Source organism: Aequorivita iocasae, assembly GCF_016757735.1.
Taxonomy (GTDB): domain Bacteria; phylum Bacteroidota; class Bacteroidia; order Flavobacteriales; family Flavobacteriaceae; genus Aequorivita; species Aequorivita iocasae.
The window spans coordinates 160,547-171,415 of record NZ_CP068439.1 but is presented as its reverse complement, the minus strand read 5'-3'; the positions used below and the strand labels follow the sequence as shown (position 1 = coordinate 171,415).

Below are 10,869 nucleotides of genomic sequence, written 5' to 3'. Positions count from 1 at the left end.
TATTTATGGTTAAGCCACAAAATAACAAAATCAAACTTAGTAATTATAGGAATGTATGATAATTTTCAACACATGTTCCTGTTAATAACTTCTTTTAATATAATCATTGATACCCCGCCGCCTGCAACTTAAACAACTCCGAGTACAATTTTGGGTGCGCCATTAACTCCTCGTGGGTGCCCAGTTCCACCACTTGGCCGTGCTGCAATACCAAAATACGGTCTGCCATCCGTACGGTGCTAAAGCGGTGGCTAATAATAATGCTGGTCTTGCCTTTGGTAAGGGCTATAAAGCGTTCAAAAACATCGTACTCCGCCTGCGCATCCAGTGCGCTGGTGGGCTCGTCCAGCACCATCACATCGGCGTCCTTCATATAGGCACGGGCCAGGGCCACCTTTTGCCACTGCCCACCGCTTAGTTCGGTGCCTTTGTAAAACCTTCTGCCCAGGCGTTGTTCCAGCCCATCTGCCATTTCGGTCACCACTTGTTCCGCGAGGCTTTTGCTGGCGGCGTAGTTTATTATCTCGTCGTTCTGCACTTGGTCTATATTGCCCACGGCTATGTTTTCGCGCAGGGTAAATTCATATTTAAAAAAGTCCTGAAAGATCACGCCAAAACGTTTTCGGTATTCATCCACATCAAACTGGTTTATGTTGATGCCGTCCAAAAGGATCTCGCCCTGGGTGGGTTCGTAAAAGCGCAGGAAGAGTTTGATGAGCGTGGTCTTGCCCGCACCGTTCTGCCCCACAAAGGCCATCTTTTCGCCCGCCTTTAGCGTAAAGTTTACGCCCTTTAGCACCTCGCCCTCGCTGCCGGGGTAGGCAAAGTGCAGGTCGTTTACCTGAAAACCTTCCTTGATTGTTTTGGGTATCGGGGTTTTTGCTTCGGCAGTCTGCTCCACGGTTAGGTCGATAAAGTCAAAGTAGTCCTGAAGGTAGAGCGCACTTTCCGAAATACGGGTAAAGCGCGAAAAGAAGCCCTGCAGGTTGTTGCGCAAACGGTTGAAGGACCCGGAAAGGAAGGTGAGCTCGCCAATGGAAATGGCTCCCGCCAGCACCCGCATAATGATATACACATAGGCGCCGTAATAGCTGAGCACGCCCAAGATATTGAACAGCGAGCCGTAGAGGCTCTGCTTGAGCGACAGCTTTTTGTTGATGAGGTAATAATCGTTCGAAAGTTTTTTAAAGCGTTCCGCAATAAAATCGGTCAGGCCGAAGAGTTTTATTTCCTTGGCGGTTTGGTTGTTGGCGCCAATAAAGCGGAGGTAATCCAGTTCGCGGCGCTCGGCGGTCCAACTGCGCGCCAACGAATAGCGCGTGCTGCTGAATTTGGCCTCGTTTATAAACGAAGGAATAATGCTGAGAATAAGAATCAGTATTAATATAGGTTCAAAATAAATCAAGCCCGCAATCAACGAAACCATAGAAATCAGGCTTTCTGCTTGCCCCAGCGCATTGGTCATTAAATCTACCCGACTGTTGGTTTGGGTTCGGGCGCGTTCCAATTTGTCGTAAAATTCGGGGTCTTCCAATTGTGCGATGGTGAGCTCTGCGGTCTTGCGGATTATTTTTTCCGAAGACATATTGGAGTACAGATCGCCCAAAAGGCCGTCGGTAAGATTTATCAAGCGTCCCAAAAGGTCGGAAAGCACCGCCACGCAAAACTCGATGATGACGAGGTTCCACAGTTGTGTGAAATCTTGGTTTTCGAGGGAAACTTGTAGGATGATTTCATCAATAATCATTTTCCCAACCCACAGGATTACAACGGGGGTGAAGGCGTTGATGAGCCTGCTAAACGTATTTACGAAAAACAGTTTTGGGCTGCTTCGGTAAATTTCCCTAAAAAAACGCGGAATGGTTTTTAGCGCCTTAAACGAATCGCGTAGGCTGGTTTTATCTTTGTCGGTTATTGATTTCGGGATGGGCCGTGGCATTGTTTTAAACTATGATGAATTTTGAATTTTAAATGTTGAAGGTGTCTTTTAAAATTATTTATTTGCTATTTGCTAATTTCTATTGTCAATTCTATTCGCAATGCAGTCCCAAAGTGCGATTCTGTGCTGTAAGGCTTGTTTGGCGATTGCTAGGGATTCATTCCATTTTTGTTCGTCATTTCCACAGAGTTCGGTTATCATTTGTAAGGAGAGCTGACCGTGTTCGTCGCCGTCCAGTTCAATGTGGCGGTCTAGGTAATATTTCAGTTTGTTGTATTGCTGGTTTTTTGCGTCGGCACTTTTTAGAATTTCTATAAACATATCTGGAATTAAGTCTTCCCTACCAAAGGTAAATGCACTGGCAATGGCGTGGGTTTTTCCGGATTGTATGGTTTTAAAGGTAAAGTTTACAAAATCCTTGGTGCGCTGGGGTAGGTTGGTATTTTTTAAAGTTTCGGCAACCGTATTTCCCTGTTTTATTTTTGAAATAAATTGATTTGCCGCTTCGGTATCTGCACCCACTTGTTCCATTGCTTCCAAGTACATTTCGTAATGGCTTCGTGCTTGGCCAAGTTCGTTAACATCACTTTCCTCCCCGTGAACAATTTCGTTTATAAATCGGGCCAAGCTAGCATTGGGCGCGGGCACCCAAGGCAATGTAACGGTTGTAAGATCGCGTTGGAGTGCTTTTAAAAGTGACATAAAATCCCAAACGGCATATACATGCTGCTCCATAAAAGTTTTGATATCTGCAATGGATGATAGGTTATTGTAAAGTCTGTGATTTTTTAGTTGGTTGCGTAATGGAAGAAGCTCAATCTCAATTTTTTCAATGTGATTCATTATGTATTTACTTTTTATTAAATCGGTGGTTTAGTAGGATAAATTTTGTGGGTATTTGCATTCAAAAGCTACACTATTGTTCTAAGTATTTAAGATCATTTTTTTTATAAGAACTAACTGTCCAAGGTGGTAATAGCAGTGTTCTATCATACCCTCAATATTCCGTTGGAAAGTTCCGTATTTTTTATCGATAAAGACATCGTTTAAGGTGTTTTCTGGAATTTGGGATACCAGCGTTGCGAATTCCTCGGCATCGTTGAAAAAGGTTTTTAAAAAGGATTGCCATTCGGCTTCCGAAGCAAACGCTGGAAAATCAAAACTGTACGCGTCCCTAATCTCCAAGGGCCCGCCCTTAAAGACATTGGCAACTCCTTTTATGTAATAGTGTATGTGCTGCGCCAAAATGGCAATGGTGTTTAAATCACCTACTTTTGTTTGCGCTATTTTCAACGGTAGGTTTTCCAGTTGGTCTTTATAATTTGTATTGGCTATAAAAGTACCGTTAAGAAGTACTTCCCGAAAGCGGTCTGCCAAGTGTTGGTTACTTTTCATTGTTACTTTTATGAATAATTTAAAGTAACAGTTTTTTTTCAAATGGCATTTTAAAAAATGCAACAACTATCTTTGCGCAAAATTTTTAACGTCTTGGCCCTTTCCGATTACACCAAAGAATTCAAATACAACACCAAACTGGCGACGCCCGTTATTTTGGGAATGTTGGGGCACCAAGTGGTGGCGCTGGTTGATAATATTATGGTGGGGCAGTTGGGCAGTGCCGAACTTGCCGCTGTTTCGCTTGGGAACAGTTTTATGTTTATTGCAATGAGTTTGGGCGTTGGTTTTTCTACCGCGATCACCCCTTTGGTTGCCGAAGCTGACGGGGAAGGTAACCGCGAAAAAGGAAAGTCTTCCTTTAAGCACGGCCTGTTTTTATGTATTGTTTTGGGAATTGCGCTCTTTGCAATGGTAATGTTTGCCAAACCCCTGATGTACGTGATGAAACAACCCCCAGAGGTGGTAGATCTGGCGATGCCTTATCTTACTTTAGTTGCGGCTTCGCTAGTTCCGCTGATTATCTTTCAGGGATTTAAGCAGTTTAGCGATGGTATGTCCATGACGCGTTTCCCCATGTATGCTACAATTGCAGCAAACCTTGCGAATGTGGTGCTCAATTATATATTCATCTTTGGAAAATTTGGAGCACCGGAATTGGGCGTTGTGGGGGCTGCCATCGGTACTTTGGTCTCACGTGTGGTGATGGTTGGCTATTTGTGGTATTTATTGAGCCGAAAGGAGAAGTCGCGATATTTTGTGACAAATATCAAAATCTTTACCCTCAGTAAAAAGATGCTGAAAAAACTGCTGAACCTTGGTTTTCCCTCGGCAATGCAGATGTTTTTTGAGGTGGCTATTTTTACTTCCGCAGTATGGCTTTCCGGAATTCTTGGGAAGAATCCACAGGCAGCCAATCAAATTGCGCTGAATCTAGCTTCTATGACCTTTATGGTTGCGATGGGTTTTAGCGTGGCGGCGATGATACGTGTGGGCAATCAAAAAGGACTTAAAAATTTTAGAGAATTGCGCCGGGTTGCGATATCTATTGGATTGCTAACTTCTATTTTGGCATTGATTTTTGCGGTTTTCTTTATTCTATTTAATGGCGAATTGCCGAAAATATTCCTCGATTATAATAGTGTGGCCGACTTTGCCGATAACGTGGAGGTGGTTACCATTGCCGCACAACTCTTGATTATTGCTGCCATCTTTCAATTTACCGATGCGCTTCAAGTTGTGGCACTTGGAGCCTTGCGCGGCATGCAGGATGTAAAGATACCAACCGTAATCTGCTTTATCGCGTATTGGATCATTGGCTTCCCAATTTCATACTATTTAAGCATGCACACCTCGCTGGAAAGTATGGGTATTTGGTATGGCCTGTTGGCAGGGCTTTCGGCTAGTGGCATTATGTTATTCATTAGATTTAATTATCTTTCGAAGAAATTGATACGGGAACAATTAACAATTAACAATTAGCAATAAACAAATTCCAATTATGGACTTTCCAAAATATTTACTAGGCGACAACAGCGATTATCCCACGGCGATATTTGTGATACATACCGAATTTCCACGGTTTATCATTAACCTTGAAAACGATGAGGTGGAATGGCTTGAGGATTTTGACGCCCAGGACCAAAAGGAACTGGAAACCGAAGCCGAAAATTTAATTCAGGGCGCAAATGATTTTTATGATCGGGAGATTGCGCGATATGATGAGGAATGATTTTTTTTAGGTGAATAGGTGAATAGGTGAATAGGTGAATAGGTGAATAGGTGAATAGGTGAATAGGTGAGTAGGTGATTTTGCAGATTCTATTAATTAGAAAGAATGATTGAAGAACTTTTAAAATACGATACTGAACTTTTCCTTTTTTTAAACAATTTGGGGAATACCTCTTGGGATGGGTTTTGGCGATTTGTTACCGAAAAATGGTCCTCAATCCCAATATATGCAATTCTCCTTTATTTGATTTTCAAAAATTATGGGTGGAAGGGTACTTTGGTTATTATAGTTTGTGTTGCCTTAATGATTACTGCTACCGATCAAATAGCCAACCTTTTTAAATATGGTGTGAAACGCCCCAGGCCCTGCCAAGTAGAAGACCTAAAAGCAATAATGCGTTTTGTAGCCGATGGTTGTGGCCGCTATGGCTATTTCTCGGCCCATGCTGCAAGTTCTATGGCCGCTGCCGTATTCTTGGGGTTGAGTCTTCAAAAATGGTATAGCTATTTACCCTTTCTGCTGTTGCTATGGGCAGTAATTACAGGCTATAGCCGAATTTATCTAGGCGTTCATTATCCGTTGGATGTAATTAGCGGAATGGCCTTTGGCGGATTGACCGGTTGGTTGTTTTATCTTTTACAAAAGTGGGGGCAGAAAAAATTTAATACCCAAAAACCCCAATAGTCTTAAATCACTTTTTAGTTACGATGAACAAATCCCGGTATAGCCTTGTTTTATGCGTTCGGCTGTCCGGTCCCTTTGGGTTCATATCATAACGAGCCACGCGTTCCCTTCTAAAGTTCGGGAAGGTTTCCTTAAAATGCTGGAGGCTTTCCTCTGAAACCAATACCCCAAAACGGTTTTCGGTGGGCGTTATAAATGTATCGTCTTGGTTCAAAATTTCCATTTTTTCCCCGTAATCCCAAATGAGTTCGGGCGTCATATCTGAAAACTCATAAACCTTTATGTTTTCTTTTTCCTCAAAAGCGTGCAATTCCGAAAACGGTTTATAGTCGGGATTTATCGTGATGGCTTTGCTCAGCGGAAGCCCAAACCAAATTACCGCAACTATAAAGGCAATGGTTAAATAGAAAACGCTTGCAATTTTTCTGCGGAAAAGATTTCGGAACATCAAAATTCCGATGGTTAACAAAGCAAGGGAAAGTAGCACGAACCAAAGCCAGTTTCCCGCAATTCCATCTTTCAGAAAAATATAGCCGCCAACGGGGAAGACAATTCCTATAAAGGCAATCAGTCCAAAATTGAAATAGACGGGAATGGTTTCTCGCTTATCCTTTAGTTCCGTAAACCTTCGGAAGAGATATTCAATATAAAACCCCGTATTCAGTGCCATTGGAATTAAAACTGGCAACAAATAGCGCGATTTTTTTTCGGGAATTAAGGAAAGCAATACTACCGAAAGCATGATCCATAGAAAGGTGAACAGATATGCTTTTTTGTTAAAAACACGATTTTTTAAATAGGGGTAAAGCAAGCCGATAAATGCCGGAATGGTCCAAACCCCACTTTGGGTGAAGAAACTCCAGTAATAGTAAAATGGTTTAATCTCGTAGCTTATCCAATTGGTGGTTTCTTTTTTGGTGATTTCAGCTGCGGCTGGATCAAAGGTTAAGGTGTACCAATGCCACCAAGCCGAAACGACAAAGCTTACTGCCAAAAATGTAACAAGCGGTAACCAGCGCGATTTAAAATTTCTGTATTTGTAAACAATTCCAAAAGCAATTAAAAAGGGCAGGAGCAGGGCATAGAGCGAAACAGGGCCTTTACTTAAAAACGAACAACCAAAGAAAAGTCCCGCAAGAATGGCATTGCGATATTTGTGGGGTTCTTCCGTAAAAAATAAATAAAGCAGATAAATACAAACCACCATAAAGCCGTGGGTGTAAATATCCCACTGTCCATCGCGGGCAGAGGCTACAATATAAAAAGAAGTGGCCATCACCAGCGCACTGATGAAAGCATATATCTTTTCTGAAGTAAGCTTTTTGGCAAGTTTATATGAAAAAAGTACAAGAAAAAGCGTCATTATTGCTGCCGGAAGCCGCAGCGCCCAAACGCTTTTTATTCCAAAGATTGCTGCCGAGAAAGCAGTGAGCCACGTGGGTAGCGGAGGTTTTTGGTAGCGCGGTTCGCCGTTGATGGTAGTGAGTAGCCAATTGCCGTCGTTTAGCATTTCTCGTGCCGTTATGAAGTTTCGGGCTTCCATGATATTTACTGGCAGCGCGTTTAGGTTTACGAAGAAAATAGCCGCACAGATTAGCAACAACAGTAGTATGTAATTCCTTTCAAATTTCATGGCTAACTTGTTTTTTCCAAATGAAAATATTTCTAACATAAATAATTAAGCCTGCGCCGTGCCCTACCAACAAAACCGGGTCTTGCCTGAAAATTCCATAGGTCAATATTAAAGAGGCGCCCAAAACGCTCATCCGCCAAAAGCCCACGGGCAACTGCGAGGTTTTTGTTTTTTCGGAAACGATCCATTGGTACACAAACCGCAACGTAAAAAGTATTTGGGAAACAATACCCAAAAGCAAGAGCCAAAGGGGGATGGCGTCATTTCTGAAAAGTTTGTCTATATCGTATTCGCCATTGTTATACGCATAAATTACTATCAAAATAGGGAAGACAAAAAGAAAAACGCGCAGCCATTTTGGCGATTTTTGCCATTCGCCTTGCAATTGCAGATTTCGGATATAGATGTAATACGTTAATGCTTGCCCTAACATAATTGCGAAATCATCGCGCAAATAACCGTACACAAAAAGCAGAAATGAAGCGAATAAACTAAGTTTCCAAAATGCGGAAGGAGTAATGATGCGCTTGCTTTTTTCAGAAAGAATCCATTGTATAATCAGCCTTCCGCTAAAGAGGATTTGTGCCAAAAAACCAATGCTGTACACAATCCAACTGCTCATCCCTTGCTCTTAATTTCGTAGTTGATGTACTTTTTCTTCATCCAAAGGTAAGCGAAGCAATCCATCAATGGCCCCAACAGACGGTTCCAAAGTCCAAACTTTGCCGTACCTGCAATACGCGGAAAATGCTTTACGGGAACCTGTATTATTTTTCCATTTTGCAAAAGAATCATAGCTGGTAAAAACCTGTGAAGCCCTTTGAACATTGGGATGCGCTTGGCGTAATCCGTCTTAATCACTTTTAACGGGCAACCGGTATCGTCCATCCCATCGTGGGTAAAGGCGCGACGGATGCCGTTTGCAATTTTGGACGACATATTTTTAACGAATTTATCCTTTCTATCGGCCCGAACGCCCGTTACCAAATCGTATTCACCTATATGCTCCAACAGTAGATTGAAATCTTTTGGATCCGTTTGTAGATCGCTGTCAATATAACCAACTAAGGGGCTTTCAGCATAATCAAAACCAGCTTTTATCGCAGCGCTGAGGCCACGGTTTTCCTTAAAGGAAATAAAATGGAAAGCTTCGTTACGGTTGCAAATAGCTTCAATTAAAGCTTGACTGTTGTCCTTGGAGCCATCGTTTACAAAAAGGATGGAAGTTTTTTTGGTAGCAATCTGTGTATAGGCTAGTAGTTCCTTTTCTACCCGTTGCAGGTTTTCTTCTTCGTTGTAAACAGGTACAATTATGGTGAATTCGTACATCTATATTTTTGAAAAGGTTTCTGCAAAAGTATTTCTTTTTTGAAGAATACGGCAGAACGTTAAAAAAGATGTTATTTTGCAAGTGAAATTAATTTTATGAAGTTACTTGTTACGGGTGCGGCTGGATTTATCGGTTCACATACTGCGGAAAGGTTAAGGGAATTGGGCCACGAAGTGATTGGCATTGACAACTTTTCGCCCTATTACGATATAGCCCTGAAAAAATTGAATGCTGAAGCACTTGCCGAAAAAAATATAGAAGTTCTTAATTTAGATTTACGGACAGCTGATTTAGCTGAAAGGCTTCCGAATGATTTGGAATATATTTTCCACTTTGCCGCGCAACCTGGTATTTCGAGCGCTTGTACTTTTGAGGATTATTTCAGTAATAATATTCTCGGCACGCAATGTTTGATAACATTTGCTGAAAGCCTGCCTAAAAAACCTTATTTTATAAATATTGCAACATCTTCCATTTATGGATTGGAAGCTACGTTTCCGGAAAATGTTGCGCCCAAACCTGCTTCGTGGTATGGCGTTACAAAACTTGCCGCAGAACAATTGGTTTTGGCAAAAACTCGGGAAAAGAAATTGCAAGCAACATCTTTTCGTCTGTTTTCCGTTTACGGTCCGCGCGAAAGGCCTGACAAACTTTATACTCGATTGATTGATTGCGGTTTAAACAACAAACCTTTCCCGCTTTTTGACGGCAGTGAAAAACACTTGCGCAGCTTTACCTATGTGCAGGATATTGTGGACGGTATTGTAAGTGTTTTTGGTAAAGAAGAAATCTGTAACGGTGAAATCTTCAACCTCGGAACCGAAACTGAGAGTACCACAGCACAGGGCATTGCGACGGTGGAGGAAATTCTTCAAACAAAAATTACAACCGAAATGAAACCGCCCCGCGCCGGCGACCAATCGCGAACCAAGGCGAATATTGACAAAGCGAGAAAACTATTGAACTACAACCCACAGACTACGCTAAAAGAGGGTTTGGAGGCACAGACTGAATGGTTTAAAAATAATTTTTAACTTCGGGCTTCATTCTTTTCATTCGTAAATGCTTAAAATACTTCAAATAATTACCTTGCTGCAAGGGCTTTTTCTCATTGTGGCACTTATGGCCAATAGAAAAAAATACCAACAGCCTACATTTTGGTTGTTGATAGGAAGTATTCTTTCCATTTTGTTTTACGTTCTGGGCGATGATGAGAATGGTTTTTTTGTAGAACACAGAGATTGGTTCTTTTTTGACTCTTCATTGTTTATTACGTTTTTCCTATTATTTGTAATGTATTTTGTTTCAAGTCGAGAAACTTTCAATTTAAAGCATGTAGCCTTTTTTACCCCTAACCTGTTTTATTTTATTATTGAAATCTATGAAAAGTATTATCCTGCCGAAGATGTTTTTTTAATTGAACTGTTAGAATTATTGGTGGAGATTTCTTTCTTAACATATCTCTTATTTGCGGTCTGGACAATCATAAAATCAAAAAGCCAGCAATGGATGGCGTATTTTATAATTCCACTTGCCATTATTATGATTTTTGCCTTGGTAAATGAAATTTTAAACTGGTTGGGCATTTTGCAAATACCTTATTTCAGCGACCCAGAAAACAATACTTCCACACTTTTGGTCATTGCTTTTCTTTTCTATTTTATGGCTTGGAAACTCGTTGTTGCTCCCGCTGAAATTGTTCGTTTTTCCGAAATAAAAAAATACCGAACCTCTGGTTTAAAGGAAGATTTAATTGAAGGCTATTCAAAAAAGATTACCACCTTTATGGAAGAAGAGAAAGGTTTTATGGACAGTAAACTCTCACTGACTTCCTTAGCGGAAAAACTGGAAATTCCCAAACAGTATATTTCAGAAATTTTGAATATCCATATGGATACAAATTTTCAGGACTTTGTAAATGGATATCGCATTAATGCTTTTTTGGAAAGACTGAACGACCCAAAATATTCAAACTATTCACTGCTTGGAATAGCCAACGATGTTGGGTTTAGTTCAAAATCCAATTTTTACGCTACTTTCAAAAAGCACAAAGGCATCACGCCAACCGAGTACCGAAAATCATTAAAATAGGTGCTAAAAACGTCCATTATAAACATATAGGACATCTTCAAGGCACTGTAAACACGCGCCTGTCA

The 10,869-nt window shown here is 41.2% G+C and carries 11 protein-coding genes; 5 read left to right on the top strand and 6 right to left on the bottom strand.

Annotation, left to right across the window (positions count from 1 at the left end; genetic code table 11):
- Nucleotides 1–103 precede the first annotated feature (103 nt).
- The 3 genes from JK629_RS00820 to JK629_RS00810 form a co-directional block, all read right to left on the bottom strand.
- Nucleotides 104–1,939 (bottom strand): ABC transporter ATP-binding protein, encoded by a 1,836-nt coding sequence (locus JK629_RS00820; RefSeq protein ID WP_202336757.1) that lies wholly within the window; start codon nt 1,937–1,939, stop codon nt 104–106.
- 72 nt (nt 1,940–2,011) lie between these two features.
- Nucleotides 2,012–2,782, bottom strand: a complete 771-nt coding sequence (locus JK629_RS00815; protein WP_202336756.1) for a DUF3050 domain-containing protein — start codon at nt 2,780–2,782, stop codon at nt 2,012–2,014.
- Between the two features lie 81 nt (nt 2,783–2,863).
- A complete protein-coding gene (locus tag JK629_RS00810) occupies nt 2,864–3,334 on the bottom strand; it encodes a DUF1572 family protein (RefSeq protein WP_202336755.1) in 471 nt (156 codons plus the stop codon).
- Nucleotides 3,335–3,427: 93 nt separating this feature from the next.
- Here JK629_RS00810 and JK629_RS00805 point away from each other — a divergent pair, with 93 nt between their 5' ends.
- The 3 genes from JK629_RS00805 (at nt 3,428) to JK629_RS00795 (ending at nt 5,750) form a co-directional block, all read left to right on the top strand.
- Entirely contained in the window at nt 3,428–4,816 is a 1,389-nt protein-coding gene (locus JK629_RS00805) for an MATE family efflux transporter (protein ID WP_202337952.1), read from the top strand.
- Between the two features lie 19 nt (nt 4,817–4,835).
- Nucleotides 4,836–5,066: a hypothetical protein gene (locus JK629_RS00800; RefSeq protein WP_202336754.1), complete on the top strand. Its 231-nt coding sequence runs from the start codon at nt 4,836–4,838 to the stop codon at nt 5,064–5,066.
- Between the two features lie 105 nt (nt 5,067–5,171).
- Nucleotides 5,172–5,750, top strand: coding sequence for a phosphatase PAP2 family protein (locus JK629_RS00795; RefSeq protein WP_202336753.1), 579 nt, complete (start codon nt 5,172–5,174; stop codon nt 5,748–5,750).
- A 7-nt stretch (nt 5,751–5,757) separates the two neighbouring features.
- Here JK629_RS00795 and JK629_RS00790 read toward each other — a convergent pair whose 3' ends face one another.
- Genes JK629_RS00790 through JK629_RS00780 form a run of 3 tightly spaced genes read right to left on the bottom strand, consistent with a single transcriptional unit; the run spans nt 5,758 to nt 8,712 of the window.
- Nucleotides 5,758–7,383 carry an ArnT family glycosyltransferase gene (locus JK629_RS00790; RefSeq protein ID WP_202336752.1) on the bottom strand — a complete coding sequence of 542 codons (1,626 nt, stop codon included), beginning with the start codon at nt 7,381–7,383 and terminating at the stop codon, nt 5,758–5,760.
- Nucleotides 7,373–8,005, bottom strand: a complete 633-nt coding sequence (locus tag JK629_RS00785) for a lipid-A-disaccharide synthase N-terminal domain-containing protein (protein ID WP_202336751.1) — start codon at nt 8,003–8,005, stop codon at nt 7,373–7,375. The genes JK629_RS00790 and JK629_RS00785 overlap by 11 nt, the downstream gene beginning before the upstream one ends.
- Complete coding sequence (locus JK629_RS00780; RefSeq protein ID WP_202336750.1) at nt 8,002–8,712, bottom strand: glycosyltransferase family 2 protein; 711 nt, start codon at nt 8,710–8,712, stop codon at nt 8,002–8,004. Before JK629_RS00780 ends, JK629_RS00785 begins: the two co-directional genes overlap by 4 nt.
- A 96-nt stretch (nt 8,713–8,808) precedes the next feature.
- Between JK629_RS00780 and JK629_RS00775 the strand changes: the two genes are divergently transcribed.
- Both JK629_RS00775 and JK629_RS00770 read left to right on the top strand, forming a co-directional pair.
- Entirely contained in the window at nt 8,809–9,747 is a 939-nt protein-coding gene (locus JK629_RS00775; RefSeq protein ID WP_202336749.1) for an NAD-dependent epimerase/dehydratase family protein, read from the top strand.
- A gap of 28 nt (nt 9,748–9,775) precedes the next feature.
- Nucleotides 9,776–10,804: a helix-turn-helix domain-containing protein gene (locus tag JK629_RS00770; protein ID WP_202336748.1), complete on the top strand. Its 1,029-nt coding sequence runs from the start codon at nt 9,776–9,778 to the stop codon at nt 10,802–10,804.
- Nucleotides 10,805–10,869: the final 65 nt, after the last annotated feature.